This window comes from Bradyrhizobium sp. USDA 10063 (assembly GCF_054063735.1).
The window spans coordinates 297,070-314,062 of record NZ_JBSSGP010000001.1; the positions used below are offsets into that span (position 1 = coordinate 297,070).

Annotated in this window: 15 protein-coding genes and 3 pseudogenes; 16 read left to right on the top strand and 2 right to left on the bottom strand. The window is 58.1% G+C overall.

The window, feature by feature from the left end:
* Nucleotides 1-13: 13 nt before the first annotated feature.
* Nucleotides 14-1,099 (bottom strand): HlyD family secretion protein, encoded by a 1,086-nt coding sequence (locus ACVJGD_RS01415; protein WP_456632697.1) that lies wholly within the window; start codon nt 1,097-1,099, stop codon nt 14-16.
* 1,178 nt (nt 1,100-2,277) lie between these two features.
* On the opposite strand from ACVJGD_RS01415, the gene ACVJGD_RS01420 reads away from it, so the two are divergent.
* The 16 genes and pseudogenes from ACVJGD_RS01420 to ACVJGD_RS01495 all read left to right on the top strand — a co-directional run bounded on the left by ACVJGD_RS01420 (nt 2,278) and on the right by ACVJGD_RS01495 (nt 15,617).
* On the top strand, nt 2,278-2,427 hold the full coding sequence (locus ACVJGD_RS01420) for a hypothetical protein (protein ID WP_456632698.1): 150 nt from the start codon (nt 2,278-2,280) through the stop codon (nt 2,425-2,427).
* A 140-nt stretch (nt 2,428-2,567) separates the two neighbouring features.
* Nucleotides 2,568-2,723, top strand: a complete 156-nt coding sequence (locus tag ACVJGD_RS01425; RefSeq protein WP_456632699.1) for a hypothetical protein — start codon at nt 2,568-2,570, stop codon at nt 2,721-2,723.
* An 83-nt stretch (nt 2,724-2,806) separates the two neighbouring features.
* Nucleotides 2,807-3,124, top strand: a pseudogene (locus ACVJGD_RS01430) (transposase); the annotation flags it as partial.
* A complete protein-coding gene (locus ACVJGD_RS01435; RefSeq protein ID WP_456632777.1) occupies nt 3,030-3,353 on the top strand; it encodes a transposase in 324 nt (107 codons plus the stop codon). The pseudogene ACVJGD_RS01430 and the gene ACVJGD_RS01435, both read left to right, overlap by 95 nt.
* 66 nt (nt 3,354-3,419) lie before the next feature.
* Nucleotides 3,420-4,674: pseudogene (locus ACVJGD_RS01440) on the top strand (IS701 family transposase).
* A 928-nt stretch (nt 4,675-5,602) separates the two neighbouring features.
* A complete protein-coding gene (locus tag ACVJGD_RS01445; RefSeq protein ID WP_456632700.1) occupies nt 5,603-6,541 on the top strand; it encodes an IS630 family transposase in 939 nt (312 codons plus the stop codon).
* The gene (gene sctV / locus ACVJGD_RS01450) at nt 6,538-8,652 is read left to right on the top strand and encodes a type III secretion system export apparatus subunit SctV (protein ID WP_456632701.1); all 2,115 of its coding nucleotides are present in this window, start codon (nt 6,538-6,540) and stop codon (nt 8,650-8,652) included. Before ACVJGD_RS01445 ends, sctV begins: the two co-directional genes overlap by 4 nt.
* Nucleotides 8,649-10,031 (top strand): FHA domain-containing protein, encoded by a 1,383-nt coding sequence (locus tag ACVJGD_RS01455; RefSeq protein ID WP_456632702.1) that lies wholly within the window; start codon nt 8,649-8,651, stop codon nt 10,029-10,031. The genes sctV and ACVJGD_RS01455 overlap by 4 nt, the downstream gene beginning before the upstream one ends.
* Nucleotides 10,032-10,229: 198 nt before the next feature.
* Complete coding sequence (locus tag ACVJGD_RS01460) at nt 10,230-10,502, top strand: EscF/YscF/HrpA family type III secretion system needle major subunit (protein WP_456632778.1); 273 nt, start codon at nt 10,230-10,232, stop codon at nt 10,500-10,502.
* Nucleotides 10,503-10,719: 217 nt separating this feature from the next.
* Nucleotides 10,720-11,682 (top strand): LysR substrate-binding domain-containing protein, encoded by a 963-nt coding sequence (locus ACVJGD_RS01465; RefSeq protein WP_456632703.1) that lies wholly within the window; start codon nt 10,720-10,722, stop codon nt 11,680-11,682.
* Between the two features lie 42 nt (nt 11,683-11,724).
* Nucleotides 11,725-12,408: a hypothetical protein gene (locus tag ACVJGD_RS01470; RefSeq protein ID WP_456632704.1), complete on the top strand. Its 684-nt coding sequence runs from the start codon at nt 11,725-11,727 to the stop codon at nt 12,406-12,408.
* A gap of 513 nt (nt 12,409-12,921) precedes the next feature.
* Nucleotides 12,922-14,094 (top strand): hypothetical protein, encoded by a 1,173-nt coding sequence (locus ACVJGD_RS01475; RefSeq protein WP_456632705.1) that lies wholly within the window; start codon nt 12,922-12,924, stop codon nt 14,092-14,094.
* 435 nt (nt 14,095-14,529) lie between these two features.
* Nucleotides 14,530-14,643: pseudogene (locus tag ACVJGD_RS01480) on the top strand (IS66-like element accessory protein TnpA); the annotation flags it as partial.
* A 40-nt stretch (nt 14,644-14,683) separates the two neighbouring features.
* Complete coding sequence (locus tag ACVJGD_RS01485) at nt 14,684-14,980, top strand: hypothetical protein (RefSeq protein WP_456632783.1); 297 nt, start codon at nt 14,684-14,686, stop codon at nt 14,978-14,980.
* Complete coding sequence (gene tnpB, locus ACVJGD_RS01490) at nt 14,977-15,330, top strand: IS66 family insertion sequence element accessory protein TnpB (RefSeq protein WP_027577378.1); 354 nt, start codon at nt 14,977-14,979, stop codon at nt 15,328-15,330. The genes ACVJGD_RS01485 and tnpB overlap by 4 nt, the downstream gene beginning before the upstream one ends.
* Nucleotides 15,331-15,380: 50 nt before the next feature.
* Nucleotides 15,381-15,617: an IS66 family transposase gene (locus ACVJGD_RS01495; protein ID WP_456632706.1), complete on the top strand. Its 237-nt coding sequence runs from the start codon at nt 15,381-15,383 to the stop codon at nt 15,615-15,617.
* A 283-nt stretch (nt 15,618-15,900) separates the two neighbouring features.
* On the opposite strand, the gene ACVJGD_RS01500 is transcribed toward ACVJGD_RS01495, so the two are convergent.
* A complete protein-coding gene (locus ACVJGD_RS01500; protein WP_456632538.1) occupies nt 15,901-16,926 on the bottom strand; it encodes an IS110 family RNA-guided transposase in 1,026 nt (341 codons plus the stop codon).
* Nucleotides 16,927-16,993 lie beyond the last annotated feature (67 nt).

A 16,993-nucleotide genomic window follows, 5' to 3' on the forward strand; every position in this document is an offset into this window, starting at 1 on the left:
TGGAAATGGATAATCAACGAGCCGCCAGGAGCGGGTTGAGCCAATCGTCGATCTCATTGTAGAGGAGTTGCAGGAGAGTGCGCTCCGCCACGAGGAAGCGGGCTCTCACCGTCATGCCTTTCTTCAGATGACCAATGATGCCATTTGTGAGCTCGAGGTAGCTGCGAGAGAGCGCGCAGCGGACCTTGAAGACCGGGTTCTTGTCCTGCAGTGTAAAGTCCTGCGCAACGTCCAGCACTCTCGCGTCAATCACCCCCCATTGATTGTAGTTGAAAGCATCGACCTGGAGCCTCACCGCCTGGCCAGACTGCACGAAGCCGATGTCTTTGGGCGAAACGTAGATCTCCGCCACTAGTTCGCGGTCGGGCGAGACCCAACCGACAGTTTGCCCCGCCTGGACGTAGCTGCCCGGGGTAAGGCCGTTGAATTGCTCGAGAGCGCCTGACACGGGGGCGCGAATGCGGGTCAGATCGCGTTCGTTCTCGAGTTGATGCAAACTGGCTGTGAGTTCCTGAAGGCGGAGGTTCGTGTCGAAAAGCAGTTGGTTCCATTCGGCTGATTTGCTCCGCGCGAGGATCTCGCCTTTCACCTCGAGGCTCTTCAACGCGAAAGCCTTTTCCTCAACCGCCTTGGTGGGCGCTGCAGCAACCGCGACGAGTCGCTGAGCGCGCTCGAGTTCCGCCGCGGCGTTGCTGCGGACATATTGGTTCTCCCGCAACAGGTTGAGAAAGTGCAGCCGCTCGGCCGTGGCGGACTCTGTCCGAAGGCGGACGGGGGCATCGGACTGCGCGCCGGACGAGATCAGGGCCTGGAGGTCGCTGGCACGATCGCGCTGCAGACGGATTTCGCCTGTAAGCGCACCGATCTTTTCCTCAATGACCATATCGTCGAGAGCCAGGATCTCTCGGCCTTGTCCAACGAGATCGTTCTCGACGGCAAGAACACGAGAGATCCGTCCGGAGACGGGCGCTATCAGAGGAGTCTTCTCGATGGTGGGACGAATGGTACCGGAACTTTGAACAGACAGCGTCACGGTGATGACTGGCAGCGACGCCAACGCCGCAACGACAGACAACACAATTATCTTGTAGATCGCCAAAGATCGTCCTGATTCCCGTGACAGGATGCTCTCTGCAGTGTAGCTGACCATCTCCGGAGGCAGTAAGACATCAGTCATAATAGCTCTGTCACGGATTTACGACGATTGGCAGCGCCAAACGACTAATCAGGATTGAACGACGCACGGGGAAGGTGCGCCGGCTATTGTCCTTCACACCGAAGGCAGCCCGCTAGCGCATTATCTCCCATGCAGCTACAGCTGCGAACATCGTCGCAACAACTGCTGCAAATAATTCGAGAACCCACCCTCCTGAAGTCGCGGCGGCTTCTCCAGCAGTCAATTCGGTTACATCATACACTGATATATCGACCCTCATTGTTATCTCCTTGTCAGATGTGGAACACTATGCTCGGCAAATTTCTTCGACTACCCGAAGAGAGAAGTGTGGAGCAATCATGCGATTGCTCCACAAGAAATCTAGAACAGCTGTTTTGCGTTCGATCCAGCCACTTAGCTAGCTGAGAGCCCCGCACGCCGGTGGAAGCCTTGGCGTTGCGCCCGCGACAGAGCCGTTGAACGGGATTTCTCAAACGCTCAACCTCAGCGCGCCCAAAGACCTTTCGTCTCGCACAGAGCTCTCGGGGGCTACCTAGCGTTGCAGGATAGGCGTCGCTGGCACTTTTACAGTTAAGGGTTAGGGCTCCCCGGGGCGAGGAATTGGAAACCTGGGGCAAGGAAGCCGAAAAGGAGGTGGAAAATGGCCGAAACCACCCTCAATGGGAGGCCAACCCTGCGGAGCGATACCTTCCCCTCCTGCTGTTGCCCATGCTTCTTTAGGAGTCAATTCCGTCACGCCGTGAGCCGACATATCGATTCTCATGTTTTTTCCTTTTCAGTAACCGTGAATGTGGCCGGTGAGCGACTGCTGCCACCCGGTAGCAAGTTCAAGTCTCGTGCCAACTGCTCAGGAAAGGCAGAAAACGCTTTCAATGTCTCTCTATTTGCTAAACAGCCAATGTGCAGCAGACCGCTCGAATATCACTGAGTTGCAAACGCGACAAATCGAACAGGGTGAACACGACATGCTTCAGGAAGCCTTTGAACTCGCGGAAGGCCGAAGCGAGCGCGCTCCATGATGCTATCGAACAGCTTTCTTCTGGGCGTAGTTGGCACGGTCTTTGATAGCTGCTCCTCACATCACAGAAAGGGAGACAACAATGAAGACCGATATGTCAGCCTATGGCGTAACCGAACTAACTCCTCAAGAAGCATCTGCAACTTCGGGAGGTTGGTTTTGGACGATTGTAGCAGTGTTGGCGGGCCTAGCAGCATCCATCGCCGCTGGCGGCCTCTTGCCTAAATCTTGAAGCCAAGAAAGAAAGAGAATGTAGTCCTAGCTGTCGCGGGCAGCGATTTTGCGCGCGGCGGGGTCGGGACACTCAAGACGAGCCCAGCACCGGGACCGGCCCCTGTCAAAGCGGAAGCTGCGCTGAGAGTTGCGACGCCATTGCTGGAAGCGCCCGTTGCCGACCGACACAACTGGACGCTGGCGCGCCTCATTGGCGAGATCGAGGCCCGCGAGGGCGTCACCATCTCCAAATCGCGTCTGTCCAAGGTGCTTCGCAAAAAAAGTTCCGCTGGCGCCGGCCGCGACACACCCTGAAGGGCCGCCAGGACGCCGGTGCCGTCGACCGCGTGGGTCTGAGGCTGGCACTGCGAAAGGCGCAGGCCGAGGCCGGTGATATCGTGCTTCTCTTCGCCGATGAGAGCGAGGCGTTGACGCATCCTTATCTGGCCAGAGCCTGGGCCAAGTGCGGCGCCGATCTGCGGGTGCCGGCGCCAGGACAGGCCAAGAAGGTTGCGATGATGGGAGCGCTCGATCACACCGCCCGCAAGCTCATTGTGTACACCAGCCGAACCAAGCGTAGCACCGATTTCATCGCGCTCTTGGAAACGCTCGACGGCCTGTATGGCCCGAGGCCGGGTCTGCCGACGAAACCCGTCGTCATCGTGCTCGACAACGGGCCGATCCACGTCAGCAAGGCGACAACCGCGGCCCTCGCGGCCCGGGCCCACTGGCTCACCGTCCTGGCTCACCGTCGAATGGCTGCCCAAGTACGCGCCCGAACTCAACGACATCGAAGTTGTCTGGCACGATCTCAAAGCTCATCATCTGGCCCACAAGACCTTCACCGATGCCGAAGCTCTCGATCGAGCCATCCACGCCGCCGTAACCTCCTTGAACTCCGAGCGAAACGTCGATCCGTTGGCTAAACAGAGAATCTCTGCTTAGCTTAGCTAGCATTACAGTCGTAATTTTTGTTGCGCGCTTTCGCGAGTTCTGACTCGATGCATCACCATGATTCGATCTCAATCATGGACGACGGGCGCGTCGATCGAAACGGTGCTGGAGTTGTGGGCGTCGTCGCTTCGGGACGTGAAGCGACGGATACGTCCGTTGTTTGCGCAGGAGCGTACGGCGACGAGCGCGGGCACGTTCATTGACGGATTGCTGAGCGAAGAGCGGCGTAAGACAGGTTGGATGCGAGCGGAGGCAGCGGGCGACCCCGGCCCATGGCGCCAGCAGGAGCTTTTGGGCCGAGACCGATGGGACGCGGATGAGCTGCGAGATCTGGTGCGCGATTATGTGGTCGAGCATCTCGGTGATGAAGGCGCGGTGCTGGTTATCGACGAGACTGGCTTTCTCAAGCAGGGCAAGGCGTCCTGCGGCGTGGCGCGACAATACACCGGTTCGGCCGGGAAGATTACGAATTGTCAGATCGGCGTGTTCGCGACCTATGTGTCGCGTCACGGCCATGCCTTCATGGACCGCGCGCTCTATCTGCCGAAGAGCTGGACGGACGATCCGCGTCGCCTGAAAGCCGCTCATGCGCCAAGCGATGTCGGCTTTGCGACGAAACCGCAACTTGCCGCGAGGATGATCGCGCGCGCCATTGCGGCGCGCGTCCCATTCGCCTGGGTTGCGGGCGACAGCGTCTACGGCGTCGGCGACATCGAGCGGGATTTGCGCCAGGCCGGCAAAGGCTACGTGCTCGGCGTCGCCGCCAATCACTGGTTCGGTTCCTGGAGCAAGAAGCGGTTGGTCAGCGGCTCAGCGAAACAGATCGCCGGAACGCTCAAGCCGGCCGACTGGCAACGCCTGTCGGCTGGCGACGGAACCAAGGGGCCGCGCCTGCATGATTGGGCCTACCTTGAACTCGCCGATCTCGACGCCGGCGAGTTCAGCGAGGAGCGCAGCGGCCTGTGGACGCGCGGCCTGCTGATCCGACGCCATATCGTTGATGGCGACCTCGCCTACTTCACCACCTGGTGTCCGGCCGGGACTTCCATCAAGAAGTTGGTCGCTGTTGAAGGACATCGCTGGGCGATTGAAGATAGCTTTTGAGACCGCCAAGAACGAGTTGGGCCTTGATCACAATGAAACGCGATCCTGGCATGGTTGGCATCGTCATGTGTCGCTTGTCATGTTGACCTTCGCCATGATGGCCGCCATTCGCCGGAAAGCTAACGCGCCGCCCCAAAAAAGCACATCGCGCGCAACCCCAACACGCAACACCTCATCCGTTGGTCGGTCCAGGAAATCCGCAGAATAGCGCAGCGGCTCGCGCGAAAACGAATTCGACCTGGCTGTGTCATCGCATGGTCGCTGTGGCGACGCGCTCACCAAGCGATTGCTCAAAAAGCCCATATCAAACAAAAATTACGACTGTAATGCTAGATCGAGAACGGAGTCGGCACGATAATTGCTACCTCTGAACAAGGTCGAACTGATCTTGAAACGAGCCTTCCAAACCGCCGCTGTGGTTTATCGAGCCGTGACGATCAATCAAGACTTAGGAGATCGCGGCATGTTCTGGCAAAACGATGATATCAGTTGGACGATCCCTACTTGCTCGGGGGAGCCGACGGGACCGACGCTGCTTGTCCTACAGCAGCGTCCGCGCATTTCCAATCGCTCCAAGGGAGGGAACACTGCTGACCGCTTCCCGCCACCATACTGTTTCGAAGGCGGCCGTGGGGAGATTGCAAGCGCCGATTCGGAGCGATGCTTGGAGCCGCCCCGAAGCCTAAGAAGTCCACCTGCATACGTTACACCACCATACCTCGTAAGCTCAGCGAATTTCTCTCGAACAAGGCCTCGCGGGGAACCGCTGCTTAGATGCATGCGAACGATGGCAGCTGCGACTGACAAATCGATCTCAACACCACCGGGCTCCTCGCGCCGCCGAGCGCTGGACAATTGCGGGAAGGCAGCTGCCCTTGCAAGCTGGATTCTACCATTGTCACGGGACGGCGAAGGCCGATTTCGAACGCCGCGGGCGTTAGTCAAGGCATTTTGGCAAGCCGAGGCGGGAACCTGTCTATGATTCGTCGCATCGCTCATGCCGGACACGCACCTACAGAGGATGCAGCGCGGTTGGCTATAGCGGTTTTCGCCCGATTTGAATCAGAGGGATTCCCAAACGGTTAGCGATGATGGAGACTGTGTGCATTGATTCTCCTTGCCGGCGGGGGCGGGCGGTGCCGAAGGCCTATTCTTGTGACCTGCGGGAGCGCGTTATCGAGGCCGTGGCTGCGGGCGCGTCGCGGCGCGAGGCGGCCGAACGCTTCGAGGTGAGTGTAGCATCGGCGGTCAAGTGGGTGCAGCGCTGGCGGGACGATAACAGTGCGGCTGCGAAGCCGCGCGGCGGAAGCGTTTCGCCGCTCGAAGAGTTCGCAACCGAGATTTTGGCTGTGGTTGCTGAGCATCCAGACCTGACCCTGGTGGAGACGCTTGCAGAGCTGCGCAAGCGGCGAATTCGAACCAGCCGCAGCGCGCTCTGGCGCTTTCTCGACCGTCACAACATCACCTTTAAAAAAAGCCTGCAGGCTACTGAACGGCAGCGAGAGGACGTTGCGCGCGCTCGCCGACGTTGGATACGAGAGCAAGGTTTTCTTGATCCCGCCCGGCTCGTTTTTATCGACGAGACTGCGGTCAGCACAAATCTGGTGCGGCTCCGGGGGCGTGCGCCAAGGGGTGTCAGGGTGATCGGCGCCGTTCCGCTGGGGTCATGGGAGACCATCACTTTCGTGGCGGCCTTGCGCCACAATAAAATGACTGCCCCGATGGTGATCGAGGGAGCTATGACCGGAGAAATGTTCCTCGCCTATGTTGAGCAGTGCTTGGTTCCAACCCTCCGGCGCAACGACATCGTCGTGATGGACAACTGCCGAGTTCACATGGCGCCTGCCGTTAGGCACGCGATTGAGAAGGCAAAGGCGGGCCTGCGGTATCTCCCGAAATACTCGCCTGATCTTAATCCGATCGAGCTGCCCTACAGCAAATTTAAGGCATACTTGCGTAAGGTCGCGGCACGAACAGTTCCGCATCTCACGCGCGCGATCCGTTCGTTCATCCCACAACTAAGCCCACGCGAATGCACCAACTATTTCGCTCACGCAGGCTATGCTTCTAAATGACAGGAATCCGCTTTAGTTTGAAGTTTCTCGACAGAGTCCGAACGGTCGCGACCGGTCGCAATGATATTATTCTGGTGGTGCTGCTGATCACGATCATCTTCATGATGATCATTCCACTGCCGCCAGTCCTCATGGATGTGCTACAGGCCGTCAATCTAGGACTCTCGGCACTCCTGCTGATGGTGGCGGTCTATATTAGATCCCCCCTTGCGTTCGTCTCGTTTCCGCCGGTGCTTTTGGTAACGACGCTCTTTCGGTTGTCGCTTGGCATCGCCGCGACACGCACTATCTTGCTTCATGCGGACGCCGGCCAGATCATCAAGACCTTCGGGGACTTCGTGGTGGCCGGCAATCTCGTGGTGGGCGCGGTCACCTTTTTGATCATGACAATTGTTCAGTTTGTCGTCATCACCAAAGGATCTGAGCGTGTGGCCGAGGTTGCTGCACGATTTTCACTGGATTCGATGCCAGGCAAGCAAATGAGCGTCGACGGCGACTTGCGTGCCGGCAGTATTGATATCCGAGAGGCAAGTCGGCGCCGCGTTGCGATTGAGCGCGAGAGCCAGCTTTACGGTGCCCTGGACGGCGCCATGAAATTTCTCAAGGGCGATGCCATCGCGGGCTTGATCGGCATTGCCGTGAACATCATAGGCGGGATCGCGATCGGTTCGTTTCAAAAGGGAATGGGATTGTACGAAGCGCTCGAGGTTTATGCGATCCTGACCATCGGAGACGGGCTCGTCGGTCAGATACCGGCTCTCTTCACCGCGATGACTGCGGGGTTTATCGTCACGAGGGTTAGTGACGAAAATAGCGGTGCAGATCTCGGCAATGAGATCGGTGACGAGGTCAGCGCACAACCACGCGCGCTTATTGTCGGATCATTCATTCTCCTCCTCTTTTCGTTCATCCCTGGCTTTCCAATGGGGATCTTCATGATCTTGGCACTCGTGGTCGGAGGCGGTGGGTGGCAACTGCAACGCAACCGGCGGCTGGCCGCACCGCCGATACGTCGTTATTCGACGATAGCGGGAGCGCGCTTAACGGAATCGGACGCGCCGACCGACGGTGACGGAGCGGCCGACAACGGCATCACCTTCACCGTGCCCCTGATGATCGACATCGGTCACGACGTTCAGGCGATCATCCCTCCCGATCTGTTAAAGAAAGCATTGGATGCAGAACGGCAAGCCCTCCTTCGTGATCTCGGTGTCCCTCTTCCAGCGATCAATGTGCGGGTCAACGACAGGTGTAAGGATGGAGCGTATGTCATTATGGTAAATGAGATACCGTGCGGTGAAGGACGATTGCGGTCGCAACATCTTTTGGCGTGCGATACTCCTGAGAACCTCGATCTTGTAGGCATTCCATATGTTCTGGACCAATCTTTCCTTCCTCGGATCGAGACGGTCTGGGTGGACGTCATACATCGCGAATCGTTGCGAGCAGCCAGTATCCCTTTCCTGGACTCGGTTCAGATCCTTAGCCACCAAACTGGCCAAATCCTGCGCAGGCATGCGGCCGAGTTCGTCGGTATCCAGGAGACAAAGGCCCTTCTGAACCATATTGAGGCGCGGTCCCCAGAACTCGTAAAGGAGGTGCTTCGCTCAGCGCCCCTGCAGAAGATTTCAGAGGTCTTTCAGCGACTGATCTCGGAAGAGGTTTCGTTGCGTAATATGCGCACCATCCTCGCCGCACTGGTCGAACGGGCACAGAACGAAAAAGACATTGTCCTGCTGACCGAGCATGTGCGCTGTGCGCTGAAGAGGCAACTCTGCATCCCGTATTGTATCGGCATGAACCTGCTGCCCGCCTACCTACTCACGCCAGAGGTTGAGGATACGGTGCGCAAGGCCATTCGGCAGACTTCCGCTGGCAGCTATCTCGCCCTCGACGCTCGAACCACAGGTCAGATCATTGACGCGATACAAGAGGCTATCGGCAACCTCAACGAGCAGCCGCACAAGCCGGTCCTGCTGACTTCGATGGATATACGTCGATACGTACGCAAAATCATCGAAACCGACTTCTACGCTCTTCCAGTGCTCTCCTATCAGGAGCTTCCCCCCGACATTTCCATACAGCCATTGGGACGGATATCACTGCAATGAGAAACGCGAACATTGAGCAAGATGTTCTGACGGGTGATCAGGCCCAGCTGGCCTTACGTGTGCTATCTGGGCCCAACAAGGGAGCCGAGACGCCGCTGGGCGATGGAGTCTGGCTGATCGGTAGCCACGACGCTGACGACCTCACCTTCGCAGATCCGGAGCTGGCTGGTTCACATCTTCGCATCGTCATCGAGGCGGGGCAAATCCAGATCACCGCGCTCGCAACGGGCGTGCTCGTCGGCGGTGATGATTGTCCTATAGAGCAGCCGGCGATCCTCGATCCACTCACTCCGGTTCGGGTTGGGCGGACGATTTTCAGTATCGGCCCGGTCGGTGGCAGCTTTCCCGATATCGACTCCGTGGTGGAGCGCAGAAGGCCGCATGCAGAGCATGCCGCCTCAGCCCCAGAAGGACCGTCGACCCAGGGTCGACGAGCACATCTTGTGGTGAACTCGATACCCCGGCCATTTCGGCTTGGCGCCGCCGCGTGTGGCCTCCTGATCATCTTTTATGGAGCTTGTGCCGGGATGGGGCGGGTTGTTTCCTCTTTCACCACGGCGGCCGCTCCGGGTACTGACCCGATTAAAATTGCCAGGAATATCCTTCGCGATTTGAATGTCGCACGCGACGTCAGCATCGCGCTCTTCGATGATAAGCTAGTCATCGATGGCGACTTGCGACCTGGTGAGGCTACAAAGTTCAAGGCAGCCCTGCGCGACGCCGGGCTAGCGGCAGAGGTCACACTGAAATCGGCGACCGCCACCACTCTGTCTGATACAAAGATCATCGACCTGTCAACGACGGTCATGCGGGCATTCGGCATCGAGGGGAGTATTCGCGTGGGAAGCGCCGGAGAGATATCAATAGCGGGATATGGCCCGAGCGATGCAGTCGTCAAAGCGGCCGTTCGTCACCTGCAGCAGGATATTCCCGGGGTCCGCACGATTAATGACGCGGTCGCAACGCCAGACCGCGCGCGAACCTTTCTAGAGACCGCGACGACACCCGAACTTCGTCGCTCGATTCGCATCGTGGCAAAGCCAGACGTCGTCCTTGTTTCGGGGACGCTGACCCCAACCAGCTACAACGAGTGGAAAGCCGTTGCTTCCCGCTTCGAGGAGAAGTTCGCGTCCCACATTCGGCTCGAGGCACACTGTTCGCTAGTGGTATTGCCCACAGCGAAAGGTGTGCATCTCGGCCGGACTCCGTTCATCGTCGTTCAGAACGGAACGCGCCTGAAAGTTGGCGACACCATCGATCACTTCGGCAAGGTCGTTGTCATCGATCACGACGGAATTCTCGTGCGTATCGGAGAGGCCGACGTACGCGTTCCCTATCCGAGCAAGCCGGAATGGATAGCAGAAGAGGATCAACTGTGAGCGAGCATCTGGTCGTGCTTGAGCTGGAGAAACAGCTGGTGGATGACGTCGATGGCGCAAAGTTATCTGCCCTCGAGAGAGAGTTCGAGAGTTGGCGACAATCGCTAAAACGTGACATGGATGGCGGGGTCACGAGGCGGCACTTCGACGCATTGTGCACATTAGTTGACGCAATAGATGCCGCAACAGACGTTGTTAATGCAACATGGATGCGCCACCACAGCGGACCATCCTCTGGCTTGGAGAGGTGAGGTGGATTTCAGGACTATAAGTAGCTCTCTTGGCAGATCTGTTGCGGCATCGGAGCGCAGCTTAAGAAGTCACATGGCGACCATGAATCCGGACGACACCATGGATCAGCTCCGGCTTCAGCTCTCAATGAACACACACACTACGCTCTTGAGCCTGAATTCGACCATTATCAAAGCGGTTCACGAGGCGCTTAATGGCATTATCCGTAACATCGCATGAGGTGCGCAGGTTTAGGCTCCCTCGACTCGCGGCCCACTGTCGGCGGGCATAGTATCCGACCTGCCGTGCACCCGGTGATGTGTTTCCACGTTTTTGGAGAGTGGAGAGTGCATTGGTCCCAATAAACGTCCGTGATTTTGAACTGCCGGCAGCGCACGCGACAATCAAAGGTACGAACAACGACGGGCAATGTTAGGGTGCTATGTCTTCTAGTTTTATGCAACTACGCCATCTCCGATATTTCACGGGCATCGTGGATGCTGGTAGTTTTTGCCGGGCAGCGGCAACAATCCACGTGGCGCAGCCGGCCCTAAGTCTGCAGATGGCTGCCCTGGAAGCCGAGCTTGGCGTCGCGCTGCTGCACCGTAGCGTACGCGGCGTTCGCCCGACTCGCGAGGGCAAGGTCTTTTATCGTGAGGCCACATCCATCCTTCAGCAGGTGGATCAACTGCGCAGCATCGTCCGCTCTACGGCAGGAGAAGCCGAAGGTACGGTGAGGCTCGGCATGTCCTCGGCGATCGCGGCTTCGTTCGCCTGCGCCTTGATGGAAGCCAGCCGGACAGTGCTCCCAAAGGTGCGCCTCCATCTTGTTACGGGTGACTTCCTTCAGATGAAGCCGCTCATCGCATCACGAGCGCTTGATATCTGCGCTGTGCTCGAGGATGCGCCCATCCAAGGCGTTACCCGCCAGCCACTCTTTCATCAGCGGCTCTGCCTGGTACGTCCTCCCGATGCAGGAGAAGTCGCGCCCACTGTTTCGCTTGAGGAACTGGCTGAGCTTCCTCTTGTATTGCCGACGCGCCCAAACACAGTTCGCGATGCACTAGACCGCACGCTTGAAGCGGCCGGCGTGATGCCGAACTGCATCGCCGAAGTCGACACGCCCGCCAGTGCGCTCTCCTTGGTCAGGGCCGGTCTGGCGAATGCGATCATACCCAGGGGAGACATTCCCGATATTCCTGGCCACGAAAATCTGAGGCTGCTCGTGATAGATCCACCGATCCATATGACAGCCTGTCTCATCTCCTCTGGCGACCTCGCCTCCGCCGCAGAAGCCGTGAGTGCCTTGCTGATTGCGCAGGTGGGGAAAGTGCTTGAAGTCGGACCTCGTGTCGGACGCAAACTGATTGCGGTATCTGATCTCGCTTCAGAACCCGAGGCCCTAACAGCTGCCGAGTGACAATTCAGTGGCAGGCGGTTCACCTACTAAAGGTGATGGAAAGTGCGTATCACAAATAGTCAATTGGGACCGGTGTTTCAGGTGGCGCAACGCGCCGAGATCGCATCACAGGGCTTGATGATGGTTACGCCGCGCAGGGCCAAGTCGAATACGATGCCATCGACCAAGTGTCGTGCTGCTCATCAGGTCACTTCTAGGCTTCGTGGGTCAGATCAACGCTCGGAATCCAGGGGCGGAGAGGAAACACGCGGAAGCGGCAACTCGCCCGGCTTGGCCTCTCGCGTGATGAAGTACGCTTTTGGTGCGGTCGGGGTGATCTATCTTTATGACAAGATGGCCAACGATTTCTTCCTCTCCACCACATCTTTGCACGACGGAAAGGGGGGATTTAGTAGCGACGCCAGACTTACCAGGGCCGAAAAACAAGCTGAAGAATACTATCAAGTTCATTGTAGCCTTTCCGATGAAGAGAAGAATCGTATTGCCAGCCACGTTAAGGCTCCTGGAATCGTTGGAGCTAACAAGTTCGCGTCCATGATGGACTACCGTGCGGCCACCAAGGTTCACATCAAGAACCTGGTGAATACGGTGCCGGGGCTGGATACACAACCGAAGACGCGGACGACTTCTACAGAGCTGTTTGCAAGAACGCGTCCGATGAGTTTTATGGTGGTAGAGCCAGATACCGTGAGGGCGCCGCCGCGTAAGCGACTGTCGATGCTTTGAGGCGCTCGACGGCGCAGTTCCTTATTGCCGCTGCTGCACAATCTACAGCCGGCAGCTGCGCGGCTAGACCAGCTGTCGAACTCAGCGCCGAATTGGAGTGTTGGAAGTATGGGCAATTGAGAGCGCCTCCGGAGGGATACGTTCGCAATATCCCTTCATAACGACAAGCTATTTGTCCCGGACATCGCGGCAGAGTAACCTCATCTGCCATCTGCCATCTGCCATCTGCCATCTGCCATCTGCCATCTGCCATCTGCCATCTGCCATCGCTGAGCGAGGGCTTGCGACAAGCACCAGCTGACAGTCGATCCAACCCTAAGCAACAGCGTCGGCATCGTTTGCCGCAACGTGACATCGCCGCCGCTGCAACGCACAAGTAGAGACACCTAGGCCTTAATTGTACCATGCACCACATCCGCCTCTCACCACACTGCGCCAGTTAATAACGAGCCCGACGAAACTTCTTATGGTGCTACAAATTTGTCATCGGCTGATCGGTCTCAAGCATCACTGTTGCCAGCTCTGAATACACGTGGCGGACAATCTGTCCTCGAGCGTTTTGAAGGAGCAGAGTTCATTTATCCCCCGGATATTGCAAATCAAGGCAATGCTCACAGATTGGCCTTGAAACAGGCATCCGCAGCAAGACAACTTCTGTATCATCCGGGAGACGTGCTTCGACAGGAAATCGCGAAAGCAGCAGGCAAACTCGTCCGCATTGTGATGAAATTGACAGATGCTGAGTTAAGCACATTGTCGACGCGCTTAGTGTCATCGGGTTGTCTGCTTGCAGGCAAATCGCCGAACGTACTAACTGAGCTCCTCGAGCGATTGATTGATGATGCGCGATGCGAAGCAAGCTGTGCAAGCGCAACAGACCGAACGGCCTTTATTTCCGTGTTGGGTGATATGGGAGCTCTTTACGCTGATTCTAAGAAACGCAGCGAATCGTTTTCATTGTCCGCAGAACAGAAGCAAGCATTTCTTGGTAGGTTGTCAGGCTTAATTGCTGAAGAAGCACTCACCCCTATCTCTGATGAAGTTCTGGAACGAGTAGCAAAACTCTCCGCGGGAACAGGAGTCGTGGGACCGAGGAAGAAAGAGGAAAGGAAACGAATTGACGCCTCTGCCACGCGAAGAGGGCTCCACAACCTTGGCGACGAAGTTGACGAAAGGCTTGGCGTGCCCGAACATATGCGAATTCCTCCGATCACTTGGAGGCCGATGCATATCAAAGCAACACGGCTCTTGAACGTCCAGGAGCCCCTCGTTGCCCATATGTCGGGCTCCCCTGCTGAACTATTGATGGTGTGGGATATGCTGTGCGGTCGCGCCGAGGGCGTATACACTGCGGCCCTTGATGCGCATCGGAATGCGATCAATGCAGGCCTTGGCTCTGCGGAACCAAAGGACCATTTTAGTGCAGAAGAATGGGCAGCACGGCTCGCCCGTCTTGCCGGCGCTTGCGCGATGCAGATCGGCGTAGGGCATCACAGCGCGGTAGAAGTTGCGGAAAGTGCGCTCAAATATACCGGGCAAGACGTGCGAAGCGTGCTTGCCGATCCGGCCACAGAGGATGCTACTCGTTTGCTCGGAGCAGGTGCTGCAACGGATCTCCTTACGGAACTTTTCGAAACTCAAACAAAGTCAACTCTGCGCCGCTCAAATGCGGGGGAGGCGACATGACCAGCCACCGAACTTTCAACCGGCGGTCGGCGCAAAAAGACCCGTCAACTATTAACGCGCGAACGGTCAACGCGAATATGACGACCGCGTCTGCTGTTGGCGGTGCTGGGCACCCCCGAACTCTGAGTAAGCGGCAAGGAGACTGCTTGCTCGCCCGCCTAGCGCGGGAGAGGTAGCTCTCATAGGCGCGGCGGGCGCGCTCCGGCTCGCTCCATGACTTCTCGCCAGCCTGCTCCTTCGGCGTCCGCGTCCAGCATGCGCGTATGGGTGACGGCCTGCTCATGGTCATAGGAATTCAGTGTCGGATCGTTCGGTGTGGTGTCACGGTAATCGGCATGAGCCCCCCACCTGGGCATCGCGCGAATGAGCTGCGATACAGCCTGGTATGACCTGTTTTTTTGGAGGTAGGCTATGGCAGATGCCATGCATGAAGCCATGCTTGATGCCAGGCAGGAAGGCGGCTCCTATCGTCGGATCGAAGTGATCACGGGGCAGCGTCGGCGACGGCACTGGACGGCGGAAGAGAAGGCCCAGATCGTGGCGGAGAGCTTCGAGGAAGGGGCCAATATTTCCGAGGTCGCTCGGCGCCATGGGCGTTGTCCGTGGGCTGCTGACGGTGTGGCGGCGCAAGTTCGCGACGGCAGCGAGCTTTCAGGCGCCAGGCTTCGTGCCGGTCCGGATCGCTTCCGAGAGCGGTCCGACGACGGCAGACGAACCGGACCGGTTCGCGTCCGCGCATAAGGTGCTGCCGCAGATGGCATCGCCCCCAGGCAAGCTTGGCGGGATGATTGAGATCGAGGTGGGCGGGGCACGCATCCGGGTCGAGCCCGGAGTGGAGCTGGCGACGCTTTCGACAGTGCTATCGGCGCTTCGGGGCATCCGTTGATTGCATTACGGTCTGACCTCAAGGTGGTGCTGGCGGCACAGCCGGTCGACTTTCGCAAGTCGGTGCACACGCTGTCGGCGCTGGTTAGCGAAGCGCTGCGTGCGAACCCGTATTGCGGCGACGTCTTTGTGTTCCGCAGCAAGCGCATGGACCGAGTGAAGCTTCTGGCGTGGGACGGCAGCGGCATGGTGCTGGTGACGAAGTGGCTGCACCAGGGGCGCTTCACCTGGCCGCCGATCCGCGATGGCGTGGTGCATCTCAGTGCGACGCAGCTCGCGATGCTGCTCGACGGGCTGGAGTGGACGCGTGTCTCACCCAAGCCTGTGAAGCAGCCGGCCGTTGTCGGCTGAGAGGCGAAGATTTTGCTGGAGCCTGTGATGCGCGGATATATCGTTCGATCATGGCGATTCGCCCCGAAGCTCTTCCGACCGACGCAGCGGCTCTGACCGAGATGGTGCTCGCGCTTGACGCCGAGAACGAGAAGCTGCGCGTGGCGATGCAGACGCTGAAGGAGATGATCTTCGGCAAGCGCTCGGAGCGGCTGGTGGCGATCGTGGCCGAGCAGCTCGCGCTCGAACTGGACGATCTCGCGACCGGCGTCACACCACCTGCGTCAGCCAACGACGATCTACCGTAACCGGCATGAGCTCCCACGTCTGCAGTGATCAGTCGTCCGTTCTTTAATCGCGGGCACGGTGTCAACCCCGATCGACAAAAATGATCCGCTGCCGGGTTCATGGTTCTTTCCGCGGTCGTCTCGATGCAGGAGCGCCGCATGATGGCGTTCAGGAGGTGTGGCATCCCGATGTTAAGAGCGCGGTGCGTGAAGCCCGCAGGGACGACTTCGGATTGCCCACACCTTCGTCCCGGCAGGGACGCTTGTTCCGCCGAAGGCGGATCTGGGTTGGTTTAAGACTGCTTCATGCGGTGCGCATCTCTGCCTGGAATTCGGTGCCATCGGTCCAGATGGCATGGAGGATGACAGCCATTTTGCGAGCGACGGCAACCTTGGCCTTTTTGGCGCCGATGCGTTTGGCCAGCTTGCAGCCCCAGCGCTTGAGCGCAGAGCCTCGCCTGACAACGGTCAGCAGGACATTCGCGGCCTCGAACAGATAAGTTCGCATCTGGTGGTTGCCGCGCTTGGAGATGCGGCCAGTACGATCCATCTCACCGGATTGATAACGTCTTGGTGTCAGGCCTAGATAGGCGCCCACATCGGCGGAATGTTTGAAACGAGTGGGGTCGTCGATGGTAACGACGAAGGACAGGGCAGTCAGGGGACCGATACCGGGAACGGTCATCATTCGCCGAACAGTTTGATCGCCTTTTGCCACTGCCATGAGTTGCCGATCGAACTTCTCAATTTGCTCAGCCAAACAGGACTGGGCAAGGAGCAACGGTGCGAAAATATCTTGCAAATCCGGCGCTTCAGCAAGCACGGCGTCGACTTTGCGAGCCAGGTTGGTCGAGCCGGCCCTGCCGAGCACTATTCCCAGCCCCTTGCACAGACCGCGCATTTGGTTGTCAATATCTCGCCGCAGGTTCACGAGCTTGGTTCGAGCCGCCAGCATCGAACGGGTTTTCCAGCTCTCCTCCCCCTTCACGGCCGCTTCCCGGTACCATCCCATGCGGGCCATTTCGGCCAACCCCCTGGCATCGTTCTGATCCGACTTGTTGATGCGCATCGATAATGCTGCGTTGGCATGACGCGCATCAAGACAAATGACCGGAAAGCCCAGCGCCCTGAGTTGGTGCCAAAGCCAATTTGATAGCGAGCCCGTTTCAAAAACGATCCGCTCAGCATTGCCGGCATGCCGCCGCAAGAGTTTTGCGATGGCCTCTGGCTTGGTGGGCACGTTACCTTCGAATGTCACGCCGCCGTTCTTGTCCAAGACGCAAATGCTGGTCTCTTCCATAGAGATGTCCAAACCAACGTACTGCTTCATGGCGCTGCTCCCTTTCGATAATCTGCGGAGACCGATCCTACCGACCCTCGTGTCCTCAAGAAGACGT

Excerpts from the sequence above, each read along its gene's own strand:
- ACVJGD_RS01455 (WP_456632702.1), top strand. The coding sequence starts at position 8,649 with ATGAGAAACGCGAACATTGAGCAAGATGTTCTGACGGGTGATCAGGCC.
- sctV (WP_456632701.1), top strand. The coding sequence starts at position 6,538 with ATGACAGGAATCCGCTTTAGTTTGAAGTTTCTCGACAGAGTCCGAACG.
- ACVJGD_RS01495 (WP_456632706.1), top strand. The coding sequence starts at position 15,381 with ATGGCGATTCGCCCCGAAGCTCTTCCGACCGACGCAGCGGCTCTGACC.
- ACVJGD_RS01460 (WP_456632778.1), top strand. The coding sequence starts at position 10,230 with ATGCAACATGGATGCGCCACCACAGCGGACCATCCTCTGGCTTGGAGA.
- ACVJGD_RS01500 (WP_456632538.1), bottom strand. The coding sequence starts at position 16,926 with ATGAAGCAGTACGTTGGTTTGGACATCTCTATGGAAGAGACCAGCATT.
- ACVJGD_RS01435 (WP_456632777.1), top strand. The coding sequence starts at position 3,030 with ATGGCCCGAGGCCGGGTCTGCCGACGAAACCCGTCGTCATCGTGCTCG.
- ACVJGD_RS01465 (WP_456632703.1), top strand. The coding sequence starts at position 10,720 with ATGCAACTACGCCATCTCCGATATTTCACGGGCATCGTGGATGCTGGT.
- ACVJGD_RS01420 (WP_456632698.1), top strand. The coding sequence starts at position 2,278 with ATGAAGACCGATATGTCAGCCTATGGCGTAACCGAACTAACTCCTCAA.
- ACVJGD_RS01485 (WP_456632783.1), top strand. The coding sequence starts at position 14,684 with ATGGGCGTTGTCCGTGGGCTGCTGACGGTGTGGCGGCGCAAGTTCGCG.